Raw genomic sequence first — 20,685 nt, 5'->3', positions numbered from 1 at the left:
AAACCAGTTACTTATCAGCGTCTGTTGACCGGAGCAATGAGATAACGAACTCCGTTACTGACCCGCTTTAAGCTTCATGAAGTAATCTTCGTACTTCACTGTCTTATCGCCCACCGCGGCTTGCCATTCAACACGGTCAAGATCTTCTTGCGACGGGAACAGAGCTGGGCTGTCTTTGAACTTCTCATTAGACGCTTTAACTGCCGTTAGGTAACCTGTGTCACGAGAGATTTGCTCTGCGATTTCTGGGCGAAGTAGGAAGTCGATCATCTTATGAGCCGCTTCTACGTTGATTGCGCCAGAACTGATAGCAAAGTTATCAACCCAACCAATGCCGCCTTCTTTAGGAAAAACCAGTTTAATCGGTAGCCCTTCATTTTGCGCTGCAGCGGCAGAACCGTTCCAAAGCATGCCAAGGCCGACTTCGCCAGACATGTATGGCGCGCCTGGGTTATCTGAGTTAAACACAAGAACGTTTGGCATCAACTTACGCAGTTCAGCGTAGGCTTCGTCGATTTCTTTCTCGTTAGTCGTGTTACCTGAGTAACCTAACTTACGCAGTGCGATGTGGAACACTTCACGCGTGTCGTCCATCATCATCAGCTGACCTTCGAGCTCAGGCTTCCATAGGTCAGCCCAGCTTTGAAAATCTTCTGGATCGTACATGTCTGTGTTTACAGCAAGGCCCGTAATAGCAACAACATGTGGAATCGAGTAGTCGTTGTTCGGATCATATGGCTTATCTAGGTAGTTCGTATCTAGATTCGCAAAATTGTTTAGCTTGGTTTTGTCAATTTTTTGAAGCATGCCTTCGTCGCGCATTTTAGACACGAAGTAGGTCGATGGAACTACAAGGTCGTAACCTTTATTGTGCGTTTTTAATTTTGCGTACAAAGTTTCATTAGACTCGTAAGTTGAGTAAATCACTTTGATGCCAGTTTCATCAGTGAACTGTTCTAAGATCTCACTGTTGATGTAAGGTCCCCAGTTCATGAATACCAATTCTTTGTTATCTTTTGCAAATGATGGTGCAGATAACATTGAAAGCGCACATGCACTACCAGCTAATAGAGTAGCCCATTTTTTCATTGACGTTAGCTCCAAACTAAACGTTGCCCGAAGGCAGTAGATAGAAAAACAGAATGGCAATTTACCATTCTGTTTATGAATAACACTTTTGTTAAACTTGAAGTATTTTAACTTCTTATCAAGTCAGTCTCAGTAAAGAGTAGGAGACTTACTTGATTTTCTCTCTCGCTAACAACTGGGAAATAATCACCAGTACTAACGACACCACTAACATCACTGTTGCTAGGGCGTTGACCTCTGGAGATATACCGACTTTAACCATCGAGTAAATCTTCAGTGGCAATATTTCATAGGTTGGGCCTGTTACGAAAGAGCTGATGATCACATCGTCCAAAGACAGAGTGAAGCTCAATAACCAACCCGCAGCAACCGCTGGCTTAGCAAGAGGAAGGATGATCTGTTTTAGAATCGTCCACTCACTTGCACCTAAGTCTTTTGCGGCTTCTAGCATCTTCACATCAAAGCCATTCAAGCGACTGTAAACCGTAACAACAACGAACGGCAGACAGAAAGTAATGTGCGCCGCAAGTAAGGTAAAGAACCCAAGTTGTACACCCATAACTAAGAATAGCGCAAGAAGCGAAATCGCCATTACGATATCTGGAGACATCATCACGATGAACAACATGCCATTGACTATGCCTTTACCTTTAAATTGGTAACGGAATAGGGCTACTGCTGTCAGGCTGCCAACAATCGTTGCAGCAGTTGCCGAGAACACCGCGACGTTGATCGAGTGCCACGCAGCCTGCATTAGGCTATCGTTGTTAATCAGCGCGTCATACCACTTAGTGGTAAAGCCACCCCATTTCATGCCGAATTTATTGGCATTAAATGAGTTTGCAATCAATACGATAATAGGTAGGTATAGAAAAGCGTATACCAGCGCCATAAAGCTGAACTTAACTGTGCGACCCATTAGTCTAGCTCCACTTTCTTATTCAATAACTTGCCTGCACGGTAGTAGGCATAAAGCATCACGGCCATAGCGGTAGTCAGTGCAATACTGGTTGCGGCGCCAAACGGCCAATCACGGGCATTAAGCACTTGGCTCTTAATGACGTTACCGATCAACAGGTTCTTAGCACCGCCCAACAAGTCTGAAATGTAGAACATTCCAAGCGCAGGGAGCAATACAAGTAAACAACCACCGATAATGCCTGGCATCGTTAGGGGTAAAACAACCTTCAATAGCGTTTGAAGTTTGTTCGCACCTAAGTCTTTAGCCGCTTCTAAATAAGTATCGTCTAGCTTTTCAATCGCTGAGTACAACGGCAAAATCATGAAAGGCAATAGGATATACACTAACCCGATCATTACTGCCGTTTCTGAATACATAATACGAAGTGGTTTATCAATAATGTCTAACGCCAACAAGCCTTTGTTCAACACACCTTGAGTACCCAGAACCACTTTTAATCCGTAAGTACGAATCAAAGAGTTGGTCCAGAATGGCACAATCACTAAGAACAACATGATTGGGCGCCATTTCGTAGGCATTTTTGCCACGATATAGGCAAATGGGTAGCCAATAATTAAACAAAGTAGGGTTGCGACAATCGCCATATAGAAAGAGTGCATCAGCACTTTAAAATACAGCGGGTCAGCCAAACGCAGGTAGTTATCGAGAGTGAATGTCATCTCGATCAAGTTCGCTTCATCACGAGTTAGAAAGCTAGTGCCGATGATCATGATGTTTGGAATCATCACGAACAGCACTAACCAACCTGTGATTAAAGCGACAATCGCGTTTTGTAAATTATACTTCTTGCTCATCTTCTAACACCACTTCCCAGCTCTCAACCCAAGTTACTGCAACTTTTTGGCCCAGTGAGTGATCAACATCAGGGTCATCTTCGTTGAAGAATTCGCTAACCATGACACGCATACCCGACTCAAGTTCTACGACTGAATCTAATGTCATGCCTTTATAGGTTCGCTCGACAATGTGACCAACAATACCGCGTTGCTCAGATTCTTTGATTTCTTCGATACGAAGATCTTCAGGGCGAAGCAATACTTGCAGTTTTTGACCCGGTGTTACGTCTTTATCGTGATAGATAATGGACTCTTCACCTTCGATTGTCGCAACAATGCGCTTTTCATCTTGACGAGATTTAGCTGTCGCTTCGAATACGTTAATTTCACCAATGAAACGCGCTACGAATAGGTTCTTAGGCTCTTCGTAGATCTCTCTTGGTGTTCCGTCTTGTTCAATCACGCCATCACGCATAACAATAATGCGGTCGGACATAGAGAGTGCTTCTTCTTGGTCATGCGTTACAAAAATGAACGTGATACCAAGTTGGCGTTGCAGTTGTTTCAGCTCGATTTGCATCTGTTTACGTAGTTTGTAATCAAGAGCAGATAGAGATTCATCCAACAAGAGAACTTTAGGCTTATTAACGACAGCACGAGCGATTGCGATACGTTGCTGTTGGCCGCCAGATAGCTGGTGTGGCTTTCGTTGTGCCATTTGCTCTAAGCGCACCATTTTCAAAGCATCCATTACACGAGGTTCAATCTCGCTGCTTGGAACTTTCTGCATGCGTAAGCCAAATGCCACATTATCGAAAACGGTCATATGCGGGAATAGGGCATAGCTTTGGAAAACAGTGTTTACATGCCTTTGTTCAGCAGGAACTTGGGTTACGTTCTGTCCAGCTAATAGTATTTCACCACTATCCGCCGTTTCAAAACCCGCAATCATTCTTAGCACGGTTGTTTTACCACAACCTGATGGGCCTAAAATCGTGAGAAACTCACCATGATTTACGTTTAAATCCAGATTGCCGATGACTTCCTTACCATCGAAACTTTTACTGATGCCAGTTAGCTGTACTACTGGCTTCCCTACTGATTTTTTAGCGTTCAACGTCTGTTTTTCTCCACCTTGGTTCTATTTGAGACCTGTTGCTATACACCTCTAAGGCGCGCATCATAATCACCCAAAACGTGAATTCAAAGCATTTTTTATCTTTCGAAGACAAAAAAATTCGCAGGTAAAAGTAAACATCCTTTACCATACTGTTATTTGTTGGGTTCACACCCTAACAAGTGTCTAATTATTAACCATTAAGACGTAAAAGCAAGCCTTGTTACAGATTCATATTTTAGTTTGCATCCGACATATGGGTATAATGAAGGTAATTTTTTATCAATAAGTTAGGTGCCTTCGTTTAGTTGGCGCACCTAGGTATCAATATGAACAACGACATCGAAAAAGATTTTAATTTGGGCGGTAGTATCGACCGTGCACTTTCCGGCGATTATGAGCTCAAAGCAACGGCTGTATTCCAAGAGGCTTGGAAACATACGATAAGTCACTTTCTTTCGTTTTCCCCTGCGATTGTTGCGCTGATGTTCGTACAATTGGCTATCTTTTATATCGCACTAAAACTGCAACTTGGTGACCCAGCAGTGATCTTAGATGCGGTAATCGACCCTGAGGCCTTTACCCCCCAGATCGTTGAATCGATTTTCATTGCGAATTTTAGCTATGAAGTCGTCAGTGCACCTATCTATGCCGGCATCTGTTTAATGGCAATGAGCCATGCTGCAGGTCTTCAAACTAAAGTGCGCCACATAGGCAAAGGTTTACAGTTTACGATCCCCGTTATTCTAGTGACTTTGTTCAGCCTAATGCTTCAAGGCATCGCTGGTATGATTCTGCCATTTCTGTCTATCTACTTCTCACTTGCGTTCAGCAACTCAATTCTGCTGATTTGTGATAAAAAAGTGCCACCGATGCAATCGCTGTTACTTTCTCTAAGAGCAGTAAATAAGAAGATCTTCGTAGTCGCGTCTATATACCTAATGGTTATGCTGATGTTCATCGTTGCTGCGATGATGTACGGCATTGGCTTGATCTTCGTTCTTCCATTCTTCTTCCACGTGAAAGGTATCGTTTACCGTGAAATGTTTGGCATCAAGCTGAAGATAATTGCATCAGACCGCCCAATGAGCGATGACGATAGCGATGGCGGTAACAATAACGGCAACAACAGTAGCCATGGTAACAAGAACAAAAACCCGCAGGTCTTCGATGCGTAATAACGACAAAGGCAGCGCGAGTAAATCTCTTGCGCTCAAGGTAACAACACTAGCAATCGTGGGTTCTATCTCACTGATTGGCCCATACCTTTACCAAGAAGAAGAACGCCGACGTACGACAGAACAGAGCTCTACTTCAGCAGACCAATTTGATGACTTGACTGTTGCTTCAAGCGCACCAAATTTTGCGGCTATTAAGGGTGTAAACGAGAAAAAAGACGCGTTTTTCTCGTTCCTACGACCAAGCATCAAGATTGAAAACAAACGTATCACCAAAGAACGTGCGTTTTTAACTAAGCTCTCTGAATCTGGTTTAAGTAATATTGATTCTGAAGACATTTCTTATGCGAAAAGGTTAGGGAAGTTGTACAGCTTACCGGTACCTAGCACAGGTATAGAACAGACATGGTTGGCGGAATTGCTTAACCGAGTCAACGTACTGCCAGAGGCGCTGGTACTGACACAGGCTGCTAATGAATCAGCTTGGGGGACATCACGTTTCGCCACCAAAGCAAACAACTATTTCGGACATTGGTGTTACAGCAAAGGTTGTGGCCTTGTTCCGCTACAACGTAACGAAGGCAGCTCGCATGAAGTAGCAACATTTTCTTCAAGCCAAGAATCCGTACACCGTTACTTCATGAACCTTAATCGTAACCGTGCCTATGCAGATTTAAGAGCCATTCGTGCGCAACTGGCAGCGAATGGTAATGATCTGTTAACCAAAGAAACGGCGACCGAATTGACCAATGGCTTGTTAAAATATTCTGAGCGAGGTTCAGACTATGTGACTGATTTACAAGCTATGATCCGTCACAACAAGGTATACTGGGAAAAGTAACTCATTTGGATATCCGTTTGATTGACTTCTTTAGTCAATTTGACACCAAGCAATATCGCAAAAGAGCAGCTCATTGGCTGCTCTTTCTATTTATAAACGCTCAACTTCAACAAGATTATAATAATGAAAAAGACAGCACTCGCTTTATTAGCCATTTTAAGTTTTGGGGTTTCTCTTCCAGCTTCGGCGCAAGAATACATGTTCACGTATTCTAAACTCTATACTCAGCTGAAAAACAACACCAAAGAAGGGCACGATGATGTCAAAGTTGCGGTGTTCTTTGTTGACCAACAAGCACAGAAAACCTGTCACATCAGCAAAGCTTGGATGGAGAAAGAAGAGCACTACGAAGAGCTAAAAGTGTCTCCTGCGAATGAGCTGCTTCTACCTGTAGATCAAAACCTGCGCTCAGCAAATCCTCTTATCTTTGTACAAACCCAAGAACAAGAGTGCGCGTATTCGCTCGTTGTCATGACACAGGAACCTTTAGCTGAAACTGTTGAAGTTGCACAGCTAGAAAGCCTGTTACCGCAGATGCAAGCGATGCTAGAAGACGTCAGCGGCATGTTCTCTAGCTGGTTCACACCTGATATCCAAGGGTTAACGTTGGAGTTCAATGACAAGCTTGAAGGCAACATTGCTCTATCTAACGGTAAACAGATCCCAATTAAAGAAGGGCGTGCTAAATTCACCTTAGAAGAGCTGAATGGAAGTGACAGCATCACTTTACCAGAGCCAACGGTTCGCGTATTACCGTACATTCCCGCGCAATAAGTCTAGCTAGAAGCACTCCCTACGCTTTGAGGAAGTAGTTCTTAAGCAGCCTGATCTTTTAGAGAAGGCTGCTTTTCTTTGTCTACTATGCAAACCTCGAATTTGTTAAGACGCGTTTATCTAACCGTTTAGAGAGCTTAAAGCACAAAAGAAGCGGAATCTTTCCAATACTCAGCTTGTTAATCCTGCCGTTACTATTTCAACATCAAATAAAAATCCGTATAATCCACGCCCTAAAACAGTCCCACTAGCAATCTACAGTCGGTAATACGACGGTGTGAGAGTCGCAATGAACCAAAACGAAAATAAAAAAGAAACACTTGAATTCAACAAGCTTCAGAAACGCCTGAGACGAAATGTTGGAAATGCCATCGTTGACTACAACATGATCGAAGAGAATGACGTAGTAATGGCATGCATTAGTGGCGGTAAAGATTCATTTGCGATGCTAGATATTTTGCTACGTTTACGTGAAGCTGCACCTATCAAATTCGATGTTGTTGCCGTAAACCTAGACCAAAAACAACCTGGCTTTCCTGAGCACATTCTTCCTGAATACTTCGAAACTCTGAACATTCCTTACTACATCGTAGATAAAGATACGTACTCCGTAGTTAAAGAGAAAGTGCCAGAGGGTAAAACAACTTGTGGTCTATGTTCTCGTCTTCGTCGTGGTACTTTGTACTCGTTTGCAGAGAAAATTGGGGCGACTAAGATTGCTCTTGGCCACCACCTAGACGATATTGTTGAGACGATGTTCCTGAACATGTTCCACGGTGCACGCTTGAAAGCAATGCCGCCAAAATTGCGTTCTGATGATGGCCGTAACGTTGTTATTCGTCCACTGACTTATTGTCGTGAAACGGACTTAATCCAATACGCAGAGCACCTAGATTTCCCAATCATTCCTTGTAACCTGTGTGGCTCTCAAGAGAACCTACAGCGCCAGAACATTAAAGCAATGTTGATTGATTGGGATAAGAAAACGCCAGGTCGTGTTGAGAAGATCTTCAAGTCAATTCAGAACGTAAGTCCAAGCCAACTGGCTGACCGAGAACTGTTTGATTTCGTAAACCTTCCACTAGACCGTAGTGAAGATCGCAAGGCCTACGAATTCGAAGAAGCTGAAATTTCCTCATCAAATATCGATGAGTCAATGTTCATCGACGTGACTAACGTATAATAAGAATAATCGTTGTAGAGCAATAGATGCGCCTACAACAGACAGACAAACAAAAACGCCTCAAGCAATGCTTGAGGCGTTTTTTTATGATTTTAAATCAGCTATAAGGCATTAACCTATAGACAAATTGGGATCAAGTGGACTGACGTAACCCGACGGTTTAAGAGCAAGTACGTCACAGTTAATCTTGTCGATGACATGTTCCGCAGTATTACCAATAAAGACGGCAGACAATCCAGTACGGCCGGTGGTACCAAGAATCACCATAGCAGCGTTGTTTTCAGACGCGACACAAGGAATAACATCTTCTGGCAAGCCTTGCTCAACAACAGTTTGCTCTTCACTCATACCGTGCTTCTGGCGCAACGCTTTCATCGCTGTTAAGTGATGGCCACGAACCGCGTCAGTATAAGAGGTTGGGTCAAACTCTGGCAGCTCGATTGTGATATTAGCAGGTGTCACCGGGTAGGCGTTTACCAATAGCGGCTCAGCATCTAAACGACCTGTGATTTCAAGTAACCTGTCGACCATCGTATCATTGAGCTCTAAGTGAGCTTCGGTTTCAGAGCCAACATGGACTGAAGCGTAAATCTTCGCGTGTTCTGGCCAGAAATCATTTTTAACCAATAGCACTGGGCTAGGGCATTTTCTCAATAAGTGCCAGTCGGTAGGAGTAAAGATGACAGATTCTAAGGTATCGTGCTTACGCGTACCTTTGATTAGGATGTCATGCTCGCCACTGTAAACCTCTGCAATGATCGCTTCATACGGGCGGTTATGCCAAACCACTTGCACGTTAAATTCAATAGAATCATCAAGGTAAGGAGCCGCCACTTTATTCATCCAAATTTCACGTTGATGAATTACGCCTTTACGCATTGCGTCTCTTTCATCGACAGAGAGCATAGATGTCATGTCATACGAGAAATCGTAGATCGATAAAAAGAAAGTGATGTGGCTTGTTGATGTGCTTTTCTTGGCAAGTTGGATAGCACGAACTAGAGCAGGTTGCTCATCGTGATTAATGTCTGCGACAACTAAAATTTTGTTATAGATACTCATAACTAAGCCTACTTTTCAGACCGAACATATAAATAATGTAGCGTAGTTATGGAGAGAATAAGAGAAATATAAGAGGTTTTAAGAGAGAAACATGATGTAGCTCATTATTGAACTACATCATTGATATCTAGACTATTCTTTTGAAACGCCAGCAAGTTCCATCAACGCATCGTGATCTTCGATAGTGATATATTTGCCTTTAACGCTCAAGATGTCTGCTTTTTGGAAGCGACCTAAAAGACGGCTAATTGTTTCAACAGTCAAACCAAGGTAGTTACCAATATCGCCACGAGTCATCGTTAGGCGGAACTCACGTGGGCTGAAGCCACGTTGAGAGAAACGAGTAGAAAGGTTGTAAAGGAATGCAGCAAGACGCTCTTCCGCGTTCTTCTTAGAAAGAAGCAGAATCATTTCTTGGTCACCTTTAATCTCATTACTCATCAGACGCATAATTTGCTGACGCAATTTAGGCATTTTGCCTGATAGGTCGTCTAGAATTTCGTATGGAATTTCACAGACCATAGAAGTTTCTAACGCTTGTGCGAAACTAGGGTGCATGTCACCAGTAATCGCATCGAAGCCAACAAGATCGCCCGCTAGGTGGAATGCAGTAATCTGCTCATCACCTTGCTCGGTAATCGTGTAGCTCTTGATCGTTCCAGAGCGAATAGCGTATAGAGATTTAAGCTCGTCACCGGCTTTAAATAACTCTTGGCCTTTTTGAATAGGCTTTTTTCTCTCAATGATCTGATCAAGTTGATCGAGTTCAGATTCATTCAAAGTAAACGGAATACAGAGCTGGCTAATACTACAATCCTGGCAATGGATCGCACAGCCACCAGACTGAACACGTTTCGTCACAGGCTTTTCAGAAATCATAACAATCTTTCACTATTTGATATACGTCAATATTTTAGCATTCCTTAATCCTAAAGGGTAGTAAAAAAACCGGATTAAAGACGCCGCTATACGGTATAAATAATAAGCTGTAGCGCCATATAACCGGTATAGAAGCCGTAAATGAGGATTAAAATTGCACCAAACTGACGAAATAAGTCAGCTTGTTGCAGTTTTTTGAGGAAATTTGCCCCCATTCCAACCGTGAGCATCGCAGGGAGGGTTCCTAAACCGAAAGCAAGCATGATACCCGCTCCGTTATACCAACTTCCTGATACGGCCGCCCATGTAAGCATAGAATAAACAAGGCCACATGGTAACCACCCCCAAATGAAACCAAATGGTAGAGCGTGACTAGGATGCTTCAATGGTAGAAATGATTTACCGACAGGAGAGATATAGCGCCATAGTTTTTGTCCGACTTTTTCAAAAAACAACAAGCCGAACCACCATTTGCCAATATACAAACCTAAGACGATCATAAAGCCAGCAGCAAATAATCGCAGCCAACCTAGCAGAGCGTTAAAATCGCTTAGCTGACCTATAGAAGAAATTGCACCGCCAATCACACCGCCAATCACGGCATAGCTTAGCAAGCGTCCTAGGTTATAAAGCAGGGGAATGACAGGGGAAGGTTTACTGTTTCCAATTGAAAGAAGCGACGCAATGCCACCACACATTCCCATGCAGTGACCTGCGCCGATCAACCCAACAACAAAGGCTCCGATCCAATCAGGCGTCATCGTTCTTTTTGTCTAAGTTAGTTTGGCTTTCTACGTTAGCTTTCTCGTTCTTAACAGGTTTACTATCAGAATGGTGAAGAGCATTAGTGTCTTCATCAAACAGAATGTTGTGGCCTTGACGCTCAAGGTCTTCAAACTGCTCACTCTTAACTGCCCACAGAAATATACCGACAGCGATGCACACAAGTACGATCGCAATTGGAATAAGTATGTATAAACTTTCCATTATTTACCTTGCTCTTTTAAAAGCCTTAACGAGTTAGACACAACAATAATAGAGCTAGCAGACATGCCAACAACGGCAATGTATGGAGCAACCAAACCAGCAACAGCCAATGGAAGAATAACTAAGTTATACCCCAACGACCACGCTAAGTTTTCACGGATTATCTTACGCGTTTTAAGCGCTAATGTTCGTGATTTAAGTAATCTATCGAGTTTGTCACCCAATAACACCATATCCGCTGAGGCTTTCGCCACGTCGGTACCGCCGCCCATTGCGACAGAAAGGTGAGCACCCGCCAGAATAGGCGCATCGTTAATACCGTCACCAACCATCATGGTGATGTCACTAGCGTCTCTAGAGTTTAAATAAGCCAGTTTATCTTCCGGCTTCGCGTTAGCAACAATGTCAGTAATGCCGATCTCTTCAGCAACAGGTTTCGCGTTAATCAAAGAATCGCCAGTCAGCAGCGTGGTTTTGATTCCCGCTTCTTTGAATTGCTTAATGAACTCAATACTTTCTTTACGAATCGGGTCTTCATAAGTGAATGTTGCGGTATGTCGACCAGACATCGACAAGTAAATACCATTGCTTTCCGATGTTTGTGCATCACCAAGAATGAATTCACTGCTGCCGATAGCGACTTCTTGTCCATTCCACTCACCAGTGATACCAGAGCCAATTACGTTATTGACAGACTCTACTTCGATATCATCAGAAAGATGAGTCTTGAACGCTTTCGCGATAGGGTGGTTAGCATGTTGCTCTAGGCTCGCCGCTACTTTCAAACAGGTGTCTTTATCAAGTTCTGCGAAGGTTTCAACTTGGCTGATACGAATATCACCCTCGGTCAACGTGCCTGTTTTATCTATGATCAAGTGATTCACTTTGCACAAAGTTTCAAACACATGGCCTTTGCGCAGCAAGATACCGAAATTACCCATACGAGAAGTTGAGCAGGTGATGGCTGTCGGTGTTGCAAGCGATAGAGCACAAGGACATGTCGCAACAAGTACCGAGAGCATAATCCAGAAAGCATCTTCTGGACGTGTTTGGTGCCAGTAAAACCAAGTGCCGAACGAGATAACCAGAATCACAGCAACAAAGTATCGAGCAACCACATCGGCAATCTCTGCGATGCGAGGCTTAGACAGTTGCGCTTCATCCTGAAGGCGAACGATATTGGAAATCACGGAATCCGCTTTAGACGTCATCACTTCCAATTCAAACGATTCATCACCATTCAATGTACCAGCAAAGACGGTATCGTCTTCGTTCTTAACCACATGAATTGACTCACCAGTCAGCATGGATTCATCAATGTGAATTCTGCCAGATAATACTTTGCCATCCGCAGGAATATGCTCACCAGGAAGAACGCGAATCTGGTCGCCGACTTTCAATGTTTTAACTGGAACTTGTTCACCGTCTAATGTTGTCGCCATAGCTGGAACTAGCTTAAGCAGGTTACCACTAGCTGCTGCCGCTTTACGACGCGCGCGCATCTCAAGGAAACGCCCCAGTAATAGGAAGAAGGTGAACATCGAGATAGATTCAAAGAACACTTCGCCTTGCTCTGTCACCGTTGCCACTAAACTCGCAACATAGGCAAACAATAGAGCGATCGACACAGGAACATCCATGCCCAAGGTTCGGCCTTTAATACTACGCCAAGCGTTAATATAGAACGGTAATGCTGAGTAGAGCAGTACAGGCGTTGCGAAGATCAAACTCACCCAACGAAAGTAGCTTTTGAATTCCGGCTCAAGGCTGCCAAAAACTTCGAGATAAAGCGCCACCGCTAGCATCATAACTTGCATAGTCGCTAAACCCGCGACACCAAGACGATAAAGGTAGTTTTTCATCGAACGATGATAAGCGGCTTCTTGTTGGTCAGCCTCGAATGGTGCAGCTTTGTAGCCCAACCTATGAATCGCGGATAGCAACTCGCTTAGTTTAGCCTGAGTGTTGTCCCAACTAAGCAAAGCGCGGTTGGTCGTGGTATTAACACGAATACTCACAACGCCAAGCTTTGAAGAAACTTGCTTCTCAATAAGCCAAGCACAAGCCGCACAAGAGACACCATCTAGTGACAATGTCACCTCAGAGACGTTTTCGGAGTTACGGACGAACTCCAATTGAACATCTTCATTGTCATAGTGACTGAGAGCCAGAAGTTGCTCTGGCACCAGATCGGCTTTTTCAGCCGGAGCAGTACGGTATTGGTAATAAGAGACCAAACCGCTATCTATGATTGTCTGGGCTACGGTTTCGCAACCCGGACAACACATAGGACGAACCGATCCTAAAATTTCTACTTTAAAATCCGTTTCCGCTGGTACATCTTCACCGCAGTGATAACAGGATTCACACATAAGCTTTAATTCGTTAGTTGAGTAGGAGTATCAATAGGGAAGTTCATGCGACCTTGCACTAACCATTCAGAATCATGCGGAGAAAGCTCAATAAACCATGGTCCTTGCATTTCGTGATCCAAAGTCATGGTGTAGTTGCCTTTCGCATCCGCTGTCAGTAGTTGAGTAAAATCGCGGTCAGGCAGTGTTCTGTGAACAAACATTGCGTTAATCGCAGGGAAGTGATCGAGTTTACCTTTCTCAAGAGTAATGATAACTGAGTTACCTTTCTCGTTAACTGAAGCTGAAAGGCCGAGTTCCTTTGCAATATTTACTTTTGAAATGTCGACATTAATGCCTTTTCCTTTTTTATAGTAATCCTCAGTCACTAGGTCTACAGAGTTCTGTGTGAACACAATAACCGTCATGATGGTCCAAATAACTACTGTCGCTGGCAACGCGATTAAGAACCACGGCCAAAACTGTTTATACCAAGGCTTTACCATAAAAAAGATCTCAAAAAAGAATAAAAAGAAGGGGTTATAAAATAAAGGAAAGACAGCCTCTTAGAAAGAGGCTGTTATTGAAATGTTACTTATTATCCGAGTTGCTTAAGCTCCACACGTATGATGAAATCAGTTGTACTTTATCCTCGCCTAGAATGTCTTTCCAAGCAGGCATCACGCCAGAGCGTCCGTACATTACTGTTTCCGTCACAGCTGCGCGAGAGTCGCCAAACAACCAGTCGCGGTCAGTCAGGTCAGGTGCACCTACAGCAGGGTTACCCTTACCATCTGTACCGTGACATGCAGCACATACAACAAAGCGTGCTTTACCAGCTTCAGCTTCACGAGCATTCACACTACGTCCAGAAAGGCTAAGCGTGTAGCTAACCACTTCTTTAACGCCTTGCTCGCCAAGTGCATCTTTCCAGCCTGGCATTTGGCCAACACGACCATGCATGATTGTTGTCACGATAGCTTGTGGTTCACCACCATATAGCCATGCGTCATCAGTTAGGTTAGGAAAACCTTTTTGACCACGAGCATCAGAGCCGTGACACTGAGAACAGTTTTGCAAGAATAAACGTTGGCCCACTTTAATTGCGTCAGCATCTGATGCAATGTCAGGGACAGAACGTAAACCATTTTCGTCGTGAGCTAGCTTTTTGAATGCTTCACCAAAATAGGTGTTGGCGTCATCAAGCTCTTTCGCGTACTCGTCTAACTGCTTGTTCGCTTGAGCCGCAGCAATCGAAGAGCGAGACTCTTCAATACTACGAACTTCTTGGTTTGAACTTGTCCAACCTAGTAGACCTTTAAAATTGCCAAGGCCAGGGTAAAGAGCAAGGTAAACCGCTGCAAACACAATCGTACTGATGAAAAGGTATGTCCACCATTTTGGTAGTGGGTTATTAAGCTCACGAATACCATCGTATTCATGGCCCATATCATGACCTTCTTCTACGCCAGTTCGATCTTTAAAACACCAACGAAGCAAGACAGCACAACCAATTAGGGTACCAATCGTAATCGCACTAACCCAGATACTCCAGAATGTACTCATTACTTTGTCACTCCTTGATTTTTAGAACTTGTTGCCGGCTCGTCGTCTGCAAACACTAGGTTCGCATCTTCGTCGAAACGTGATTTACGATTCTTGCCGTATGCCCACCAAACGATGCCGATGAAGCAAGCAAAAACAGTAACAGTCCAAACACTTTGAAATGTAATAATGTCCATAATTATTCCTTATTTCATTGCGTGGCCAAGCGATTGAAGGTAAGCGATGATTGCATCCATCTCTGTTTTTCCTTCAACATCTTGTTTAGCGTTAGCAATTTGTTCGTCTGTGTAAGGAACACCAAATTGATTACGGAAGAGTTCAAGCTTCTGTTGAGTCAATTTGCCATCAAGTACATTCTCAGCAAGCCATGGGAAACCAGGCATGTTTGATTCAGGAACAAGTTCACGAGGGTCGATAAGGTGAACACGGTGCCACTCATCAGAGTAACGATCACCAACACGCGCTAGATCTGGACCAGTACGCTTAGAACCCCATAGGAATGGGTGTTCCCAAACGCTTTCGCCCGCTACAGAGTAGTGACCGTAACGTTCAGTTTCAGAGCGGAAAGGACGAATCATTTGGCTGTGACATACGTTACAACCTTCGCGGATATAAATATCACGACCTTCCATTTCCAGAGCAGAGTAAACGCGTAGGTTTTCTACAGGTTCAGTCGTCTGCTTTTGGAAAATAAGAGGGGTAATTTCTACTAAAGCACCAAAACTGATAGCAATAACGATCAAGATCGCCAGTAGGCCAACGTTCTTCTCTACCAACTCATGGCGATTATTTGAATTTGAGCTCATTCTAAATCTCCTTAAGCCGGTTGAGGGATAGCTTTAAGGCTATCTTTAGGTGCAGAAACAGTTTTGTACGTGTTGTATGCCATTAGGAACATACCAGATAGGAAGATAAAACCACCTAAGAAGCGTACAAAGTAGAACGGGTAAGATGCTTCTACAGATTCAACGAAGCTGTAAGTTAATGTACCGTCAGAGTTAACTGCACGCCACATCAGACCTTGCATCACACCAGAAATCCACATTGCAACAATGTAGAAAACCGTACCAATCGTTGCTAACCAGAAGTGAACATTGATTAGAGATACAGAGTACATACGCTCTTGACCAAATAGTTTAGGAACTAAGTGGTAAACCGAACCGATAGAAACCATCGCAACCCAACCTAGCGCACCAGAGTGAACGTGACCGATAGTCCAGTCCGTGTAGTGAGATAGTGCGTTAACCGTTTTGATTGCCATCATAGGGCCTTCGAAAGTCGACATGCCGTAGAATGATAGAGAAACGATTAGGAAACGTAGGATAGGGTCGTAGCGTAGCTTATGCCACGCACCAGATAGAGTCATAATACCGTTGATCATGCCACCCCAAGATGGAGCAAACAGAACCAAAGACATAACCATACCTAGAGACTGAGTCCAGTCTGGAAGTGCTGTGTAGTGTAGGTGGTGAGGACCAGCCCAAATATACAGAGACACAAGAGCCCAGAAGTGAACAATCGACAAACGGTAAGAGTAAACAGGGCGACCAGCTTGTTTAGGAACGAAGTAATACATCATACCTAGGAAACCAGCTGTCAATAGGAAGCCTACCGCATTGTGTCCGTACCACCATTGCACCATTGCATCGATCGCTCCGGAATAAATCGAGTACGATTTAAACGCAGATACAGGAACAGCCAGGCTGTTAACGATGTGCAACACGGCAACCGTGATGATGAAGGCTCCGAAGAACCAGTTAGCTACATAAATGTGCGATGTCTTACGCTTAATCATGGTTCCGAAGAACACGACCGCATAAGCTACCCACACAAGAGTAATAGCAATATCGATTGGCCATTCAAGTTCTGCGTATTCTTTACCAGAGGTTAAACCTAACGGTAAAGTAATTGCAGCGGACAGGATAATCGCTTGCCAACCCCAAAAGGTAAAGGCTACGAGAGGGCCACCAAAGAGACGCGTCTGACAGGTACGTTGCACAACATAATATGATGTTGCAAACAGCGCACTTGTACCGAACGCAAAAATAACCGCATTAGTATGCAGGGGACGTAAACGACTGTACGTCAGCCACGGCGTATCAAAGTTTAGCTGTGGCCAAACTAATTGAGCGGCAATCAAAACACCAACGCCCATACCGACAATACCCCACAAAATTGTAACGAGGGTAAATTGACGGACGACCGTATAGTTGTAGTTTTGTTCAAGCTGCTTTTCTTGGCTCATTTGCATGCTTCCAATTTCTTATTTACTACACTTTACTTCCAACACGACTCACGTCGTAATGCCACCCAAATTAGAAAAGGAAATTCAGCCTATTCAGAGCTTTATTTCCACTTGCTGATTTTAAAAAAAAGTGGCATTTTCAACGCGACACTATACTTGAATTAACAAATCAATGACAGAGTAGTAACCTTACGCTTGGTCTGGAATTGGATTTTTATTTAAAAACTTTGAACTTTGTAACAAGGAGTAAAGATTATAATGGCGGCACAAAAGCTAACAAAAGGCAGGCTTGTTCAAATTATCGTCATGTTGGTTATTTTAATAGCTGCATTTACTTGGAGAACAGTGACATACGACAATGACGAAACAGTAAACTGTATAATTTCTAAACCTTGCCAAATTACTATTGATAAACATAATGTTTTAATTTCGGGTGATAACCTAGGGTATTCGATCGAAACATCTAAAACTGGTAAATTTATCATTAACTATAATGAGAGTGGAACTCTAGAAGAAAAAGGGGCATCAATTTGGCTGTTACGAACGAACGCTCAGAACTCCTCAATAACGGTTACATTTCCACAACAGATAGCCACACTTTCTGTAAACCTTTCTAAGGAATAACACAGTAACAAGTTAGTCTCACCTCAATTCTTTTGATAGAAATATGTACTAAGTCAGTGAAATAGATTGTATAAAAGTGTTATAAAGAGAGCATTAATAAAATCTTCCGAGATCTATGAAATTTCTATCAAAAGTCTCTTATTCCCTAGACGATAAAATCGCAGTAGATGAGCTGCTCAGTGGGGTGGCAAACCCTGACGATATTGCCTGTCTTATCTGCTACTGCACCGAAGAGTACTCCACACTTGCTGTGCAGAGATATTTGGTAGATGCGCTCCCGAATACACCAATACATGGCTGCACCACTTGTCACGGTATTATGACCGAAACAGGGTTCCATTCAGGCCCTGTGATTGGGATACTCATCATCTATGATTCCGGGATCAATGCCTACGGTACCGGCATCAGTCACTTTGGCGATTCCATAGACCGTAGTACATTCAGCGCCATCGATAAAGCATTAAAGAACGCCAACCGAGAAGGTGAAATACCCGATCTTATCTTGCTCCATTCCACCCCAGGAAATGAAGAGAAGGTGATGGCGGCCATCGATAACAAATTTGGCACAGAGGTGCCGATTATTGGTGGAAGCGCAGCAGACAATCAAGTGTCTGGAAATTGGAGTATCTTTACCGAAGAAGCTCTTGCTATTAATGGCGTCTCTTTAACGGTGTTTTTTGCGTCACAATCCATCTATTCATCTTTTAGCGCCGGTCATACACCCACTCAGTATTCAGGCACCGTCACCAAAGTAAGAAATCGAATATTGTTAGAGATCGACCATAGGCCTGCGACCACCGTTTATAATGAATGGACTAATTTTCATTTAGGTGGCAGTGATGATGGGTATATTTTTGAAAAGTCGACAGTTTATCCATTAGGTCGAAAGGTCGGTTCTTCTTACGACTACCCATATTTCAAGTTGTCGCATTCGATCAGAGAAACTGAGTGTAACGGTATCGAGTTGTTCACTGATATCAATGAAGGTGACACCATCTATTTGATGCAAGGCTCTAAGCAACAACTTATCAGCCGTGCCGCTAACATCATTCATTCGTCTTACTATAATGATATGGATCTTGAAGAAAAATTAGGGGCGATCAACATATTCTGTGCAGGACCAATGCTGCACCTAAAACAAGATATGGATGAGGTTTGTGACCAAATCAATCACGCACTTGGTGGGCTTCCATACATATGTCCATTTACGTTTGGTGAGCAAGGCAGACTCTCTGGTGGTGAGAATGCGCACGGAAATTTGATGGTATCGTCTGCAACGTTTTATAGGCTGAAAAAGTAATGGATACTGAAGACCAGGAAGCGCTGCAAGAAGCTCGTATTGAACTCCAAAAACTAAAGGTCCGTGAACGTAAATTAGCTGAAGAGAATAGGGTGATCCTATCGACTATCTCTGCGATCAGTAAGGCGAGTAACATATCTGAAATATTTTCTAGTCTCGAATTCGCACTCAAAAAATACATAAAGTTTGATGATTTTATTGTGGTATCAAGAGTAGGGAATGAAGGTAGTTTCAAAACCCTGTTAACCAATAACAAAGTATTCGAACAAATGAATTGGACAGATTGTGGCAAGCTATCGCGAGTCATTAATGGAGAATGTGCCATTCTTTTTGAACCCAAATCTCTGGGTGAATTCAGCACTTTGCATCCCATTATCCTAGACCAAATTAACTCCGTACTGATTACTGGTATTGATAGCGGGCTTACACAATCCGTTATCATCTTTATCCATTCCAATACCAAACACTTTAGTATTGAAACCAAAGCCACTCTAAACCGATTTCGACCGCTGATTGAGCGTGCTGTTTTCGATATTGAAAACAAAGAAAAACTTGAAGCGACAGTCCGAGAACGTACAGCAGAACTCGTAGCAGCAAGAAAAGACGCAGAAAGAGCCAACAAAGCCAAATCTGAATTCTTAGCAATGATGAGTCATGAGTTAAGAACGCCGCTAAACGCCACCATAGGCTTAATCGACACGCTAAAGTCCACACCGCTGAATGATGAACAACAGTCTATATTGTTAAATATGAGTACATCATCTGAACTCCTATTGGCGATCATCAGTGATGTATTGGACTTTTCAAAGATTGAATCTGGATGCTTCTCGTTGGCTCCTCAATGGAGCAATGCAAGAGACACTGTAACTTTTGTTTTATCTGAACAAAAGAAGATAGCAGACGATAAAGGGTTGTCGTTAACCCTAACTAGCGACATTCCAGAAGGTGAACTACATTACATCGACCCAAGTCGCTTAGCACAGATCCTTTTTAATCTCATTGGTAACGCAATAAAGTTCACTGAACACGGGCATGTACATGTTTCTATTACATACCAGCACAGTTCATTCCGTATTAGCGTAGAAGACACCGGAATTGGCATCAGCTCACAGCAACTTTCGTCATTATTCAGTCCGTTCGTGCAAGCCGATAGCACAATCACACGTAGATTTGGTGGCACCGGCTTAGGTTTAGCAATAACAAAACGACTAGTAGAACTGATGCGCGGGCGTATATCGGTCGAGAGTGAGCCAGGAAAAGGCTCGAAATTTGAAGTGCGGTTACCAGTTCTAACGAGAGTTACGAACAATCAAGATCATGCTGCAGAAGATAAATACTCGCAAGTTCCCAGAACCCGTTATTCAGTGTTAGTTGTTGAAGACAACCCAACCAATCAGATGGTGATTCAATTGATCCTTGCGCGGCAAGGCCACGAAGTTTTCATCGCAAGCAACGGTGAAGAAGCCATTGGCTTTGTAGAAAGAGGTAATGACCCGATAGACATTATCTTGATGGATGTGTCGATGCCAGTTATGGACGGAATAACCACAACCAAATATATGAGAGACGCAAACATCAAAACACCAATCGTCGCGCTAACGGCACACACATCAGTAGAAGATAAATTTTCTTGTTTAGATGTCGGTATGAATGATTTCATTACCAAACCTGTAAGAACCAAAGAGATCATTGAAGCAATTGATAGGTTAATGCTTGAAGTCTAATAAACGT

21 protein-coding genes are annotated in these 20,685 nt (G+C 43.2%); 7 read left to right on the top strand and 14 right to left on the bottom strand.

Annotated features, from left to right (window positions below; all coding sequences use genetic code 11):
• Positions 1-54: 54 nt before the first annotated feature.
• The 4 genes from MED222_RS12675 to potA all read right to left on the bottom strand — a co-directional run bounded on the left by MED222_RS12675 (position 55) and on the right by potA (position 3,964).
• Positions 55-1,089, bottom strand: a complete 1,035-nt coding sequence (locus MED222_RS12675; RefSeq protein ID WP_009846723.1) for an extracellular solute-binding protein — start codon at positions 1,087-1,089, stop codon at positions 55-57.
• A 148-nt stretch (positions 1,090-1,237) separates the two neighbouring features.
• Positions 1,238-2,008 (bottom strand): spermidine/putrescine ABC transporter permease PotC, encoded by a 771-nt coding sequence (gene potC / locus MED222_RS12680; RefSeq protein WP_009846722.1) that lies wholly within the window; start codon positions 2,006-2,008, stop codon positions 1,238-1,240.
• Positions 2,008-2,865: a spermidine/putrescine ABC transporter permease PotB gene (potB, locus tag MED222_RS12685; protein ID WP_009846721.1), complete on the bottom strand. Its 858-nt coding sequence runs from the start codon at positions 2,863-2,865 to the stop codon at positions 2,008-2,010. The genes potC and potB overlap by 1 nt, the downstream gene beginning before the upstream one ends.
• Positions 2,849-3,964, bottom strand: coding sequence for a spermidine/putrescine ABC transporter ATP-binding protein PotA (gene potA / locus MED222_RS12690; protein WP_009846720.1), 1,116 nt, complete (start codon positions 3,962-3,964; stop codon positions 2,849-2,851). Before potA ends, potB begins: the two co-directional genes overlap by 17 nt.
• Before the next feature lie 329 nt (positions 3,965-4,293).
• Between potA and MED222_RS12695 the strand changes: the two genes are divergently transcribed.
• The 4 genes from MED222_RS12695 (at position 4,294) to ttcA (ending at position 7,940) form a co-directional block, all read left to right on the top strand.
• The gene (locus MED222_RS12695) at positions 4,294-5,142 is read left to right on the top strand and encodes a membrane protein (RefSeq protein WP_009846719.1); all 849 of its coding nucleotides are present in this window, start codon (positions 4,294-4,296) and stop codon (positions 5,140-5,142) included.
• The gene (locus MED222_RS12700) at positions 5,135-5,983 is read left to right on the top strand and encodes a glucosaminidase domain-containing protein (protein ID WP_009846718.1); all 849 of its coding nucleotides are present in this window, start codon (positions 5,135-5,137) and stop codon (positions 5,981-5,983) included. Before MED222_RS12695 ends, MED222_RS12700 begins: the two co-directional genes overlap by 8 nt.
• Positions 5,984-6,106: 123 nt before the next feature.
• A complete protein-coding gene (locus MED222_RS12705) occupies positions 6,107-6,757 on the top strand; it encodes a DUF2987 domain-containing protein (RefSeq protein ID WP_009846717.1) in 651 nt (216 codons plus the stop codon).
• Positions 6,758-7,046: 289 nt separating this feature from the next.
• The gene (gene ttcA, locus MED222_RS12710; RefSeq protein ID WP_009846716.1) at positions 7,047-7,940 is read left to right on the top strand and encodes a tRNA 2-thiocytidine(32) synthetase TtcA; all 894 of its coding nucleotides are present in this window, start codon (positions 7,047-7,049) and stop codon (positions 7,938-7,940) included.
• Between the two features lie 111 nt (positions 7,941-8,051).
• On the opposite strand, the gene uspE is transcribed toward ttcA, so the two are convergent.
• From uspE to ccoN, 10 genes are all read right to left on the bottom strand, one after another.
• The gene (gene uspE, locus MED222_RS12715) at positions 8,052-9,002 is read right to left on the bottom strand and encodes a universal stress protein UspE (RefSeq protein WP_009846715.1); all 951 of its coding nucleotides are present in this window, start codon (positions 9,000-9,002) and stop codon (positions 8,052-8,054) included.
• A gap of 132 nt (positions 9,003-9,134) precedes the next feature.
• On the bottom strand, positions 9,135-9,881 hold the full coding sequence (locus MED222_RS12720) for an FNR family transcription factor (protein ID WP_009846714.1): 747 nt from the start codon (positions 9,879-9,881) through the stop codon (positions 9,135-9,137).
• Between the two features lie 86 nt (positions 9,882-9,967).
• Positions 9,968-10,642, bottom strand: coding sequence for a sulfite exporter TauE/SafE family protein (locus tag MED222_RS12725; RefSeq protein WP_009846713.1), 675 nt, complete (start codon positions 10,640-10,642; stop codon positions 9,968-9,970).
• The gene (gene ccoS, locus MED222_RS12730) at positions 10,632-10,868 is read right to left on the bottom strand and encodes a cbb3-type cytochrome oxidase assembly protein CcoS (protein ID WP_009846712.1); all 237 of its coding nucleotides are present in this window, start codon (positions 10,866-10,868) and stop codon (positions 10,632-10,634) included. The genes MED222_RS12725 and ccoS overlap by 11 nt, the downstream gene beginning before the upstream one ends.
• Positions 10,868-13,240: a heavy metal translocating P-type ATPase gene (locus MED222_RS12735; RefSeq protein WP_009846711.1), complete on the bottom strand. Its 2,373-nt coding sequence runs from the start codon at positions 13,238-13,240 to the stop codon at positions 10,868-10,870. The genes ccoS and MED222_RS12735 overlap by 1 nt, the downstream gene beginning before the upstream one ends.
• Positions 13,241-13,245: 5 nt before the next feature.
• Positions 13,246-13,725: a FixH family protein gene (locus MED222_RS12740; protein ID WP_009846710.1), complete on the bottom strand. Its 480-nt coding sequence runs from the start codon at positions 13,723-13,725 to the stop codon at positions 13,246-13,248.
• 85 nt (positions 13,726-13,810) lie between these two features.
• Complete coding sequence (gene ccoP / locus MED222_RS12745; RefSeq protein ID WP_009846709.1) at positions 13,811-14,785, bottom strand: cytochrome-c oxidase, cbb3-type subunit III; 975 nt, start codon at positions 14,783-14,785, stop codon at positions 13,811-13,813.
• Positions 14,785-14,961, bottom strand: coding sequence for a CcoQ/FixQ family Cbb3-type cytochrome c oxidase assembly chaperone (locus MED222_RS12750; protein ID WP_009846708.1), 177 nt, complete (start codon positions 14,959-14,961; stop codon positions 14,785-14,787). The genes ccoP and MED222_RS12750 overlap by 1 nt, the downstream gene beginning before the upstream one ends.
• A 9-nt stretch (positions 14,962-14,970) precedes the next feature.
• Positions 14,971-15,591: a cytochrome-c oxidase, cbb3-type subunit II gene (ccoO, locus tag MED222_RS12755; protein ID WP_004742292.1), complete on the bottom strand. Its 621-nt coding sequence runs from the start codon at positions 15,589-15,591 to the stop codon at positions 14,971-14,973.
• A gap of 11 nt (positions 15,592-15,602) precedes the next feature.
• A complete protein-coding gene (gene ccoN / locus MED222_RS12760) occupies positions 15,603-17,036 on the bottom strand; it encodes a cytochrome-c oxidase, cbb3-type subunit I (RefSeq protein ID WP_009846707.1) in 1,434 nt (477 codons plus the stop codon).
• A gap of 252 nt (positions 17,037-17,288) precedes the next feature.
• On the opposite strand from ccoN, the gene MED222_RS12765 reads away from it, so the two are divergent.
• The 3 genes from MED222_RS12765 to MED222_RS12775 all read left to right on the top strand — a co-directional run bounded on the left by MED222_RS12765 (position 17,289) and on the right by MED222_RS12775 (position 20,678).
• Entirely contained in the window at positions 17,289-17,654 is a 366-nt protein-coding gene (locus MED222_RS12765; RefSeq protein ID WP_009846706.1) for a hypothetical protein, read from the top strand.
• A 115-nt stretch (positions 17,655-17,769) separates the two neighbouring features.
• Positions 17,770-18,954, top strand: coding sequence for an FIST signal transduction protein (locus tag MED222_RS12770; RefSeq protein WP_009846705.1), 1,185 nt, complete (start codon positions 17,770-17,772; stop codon positions 18,952-18,954).
• A complete protein-coding gene (locus tag MED222_RS12775; protein ID WP_009846704.1) occupies positions 18,954-20,678 on the top strand; it encodes an ATP-binding protein in 1,725 nt (574 codons plus the stop codon). Before MED222_RS12770 ends, MED222_RS12775 begins: the two co-directional genes overlap by 1 nt.
• Positions 20,679-20,685: the final 7 nt, after the last annotated feature.

The sequence above is a fragment of the Vibrio sp. MED222 genome (assembly GCF_000153005.1).
Taxonomy (GTDB): domain Bacteria; phylum Pseudomonadota; class Gammaproteobacteria; order Enterobacterales; family Vibrionaceae; genus Vibrio; species Vibrio tasmaniensis_A.
Note: the sequence above shows the minus strand (reverse complement) of the source record. Positions and strands in the feature narration are given on the sequence as shown.

Excerpts from the sequence above, each read along its gene's own strand:
- MED222_RS12700 (WP_009846718.1), top strand. The coding sequence starts at position 5,135 with ATGCGTAATAACGACAAAGGCAGCGCGAGTAAATCTCTTGCGCTCAAG.
- ttcA (WP_009846716.1), top strand. The coding sequence starts at position 7,047 with ATGAACCAAAACGAAAATAAAAAAGAAACACTTGAATTCAACAAGCTT.
- ccoO (WP_004742292.1), bottom strand. The coding sequence starts at position 15,591 with ATGAGCTCAAATTCAAATAATCGCCATGAGTTGGTAGAGAAGAACGTT.
- MED222_RS12675 (WP_009846723.1), bottom strand. The coding sequence starts at position 1,089 with ATGAAAAAATGGGCTACTCTATTAGCTGGTAGTGCATGTGCGCTTTCA.
- MED222_RS12695 (WP_009846719.1), top strand. The coding sequence starts at position 4,294 with ATGAACAACGACATCGAAAAAGATTTTAATTTGGGCGGTAGTATCGAC.
- MED222_RS12740 (WP_009846710.1), bottom strand. The coding sequence starts at position 13,725 with ATGGTAAAGCCTTGGTATAAACAGTTTTGGCCGTGGTTCTTAATCGCG.
- potB (WP_009846721.1), bottom strand. The coding sequence starts at position 2,865 with ATGAGCAAGAAGTATAATTTACAAAACGCGATTGTCGCTTTAATCACA.
- MED222_RS12725 (WP_009846713.1), bottom strand. The coding sequence starts at position 10,642 with ATGACGCCTGATTGGATCGGAGCCTTTGTTGTTGGGTTGATCGGCGCA.
- MED222_RS12720 (WP_009846714.1), bottom strand. The coding sequence starts at position 9,881 with ATGATTTCTGAAAAGCCTGTGACGAAACGTGTTCAGTCTGGTGGCTGT.
- potC (WP_009846722.1), bottom strand. The coding sequence starts at position 2,008 with ATGGGTCGCACAGTTAAGTTCAGCTTTATGGCGCTGGTATACGCTTTT.
- MED222_RS12705 (WP_009846717.1), top strand. The coding sequence starts at position 6,107 with ATGAAAAAGACAGCACTCGCTTTATTAGCCATTTTAAGTTTTGGGGTT.
- MED222_RS12750 (WP_009846708.1), bottom strand. The coding sequence starts at position 14,961 with ATGGACATTATTACATTTCAAAGTGTTTGGACTGTTACTGTTTTTGCT.
- ccoN (WP_009846707.1), bottom strand. The coding sequence starts at position 17,036 with ATGCAAATGAGCCAAGAAAAGCAGCTTGAACAAAACTACAACTATACG.
- MED222_RS12765 (WP_009846706.1), top strand. The coding sequence starts at position 17,289 with ATGGCGGCACAAAAGCTAACAAAAGGCAGGCTTGTTCAAATTATCGTC.
- MED222_RS12770 (WP_009846705.1), top strand. The coding sequence starts at position 17,770 with ATGAAATTTCTATCAAAAGTCTCTTATTCCCTAGACGATAAAATCGCA.
- ccoP (WP_009846709.1), bottom strand. The coding sequence starts at position 14,785 with ATGAGTACATTCTGGAGTATCTGGGTTAGTGCGATTACGATTGGTACC.
- ccoS (WP_009846712.1), bottom strand. The coding sequence starts at position 10,868 with ATGGAAAGTTTATACATACTTATTCCAATTGCGATCGTACTTGTGTGC.
- MED222_RS12775 (WP_009846704.1), top strand. The coding sequence starts at position 18,954 with ATGGATACTGAAGACCAGGAAGCGCTGCAAGAAGCTCGTATTGAACTC.
- uspE (WP_009846715.1), bottom strand. The coding sequence starts at position 9,002 with ATGAGTATCTATAACAAAATTTTAGTTGTCGCAGACATTAATCACGAT.
- MED222_RS12735 (WP_009846711.1), bottom strand. The coding sequence starts at position 13,240 with ATGTGTGAATCCTGTTATCACTGCGGTGAAGATGTACCAGCGGAAACG.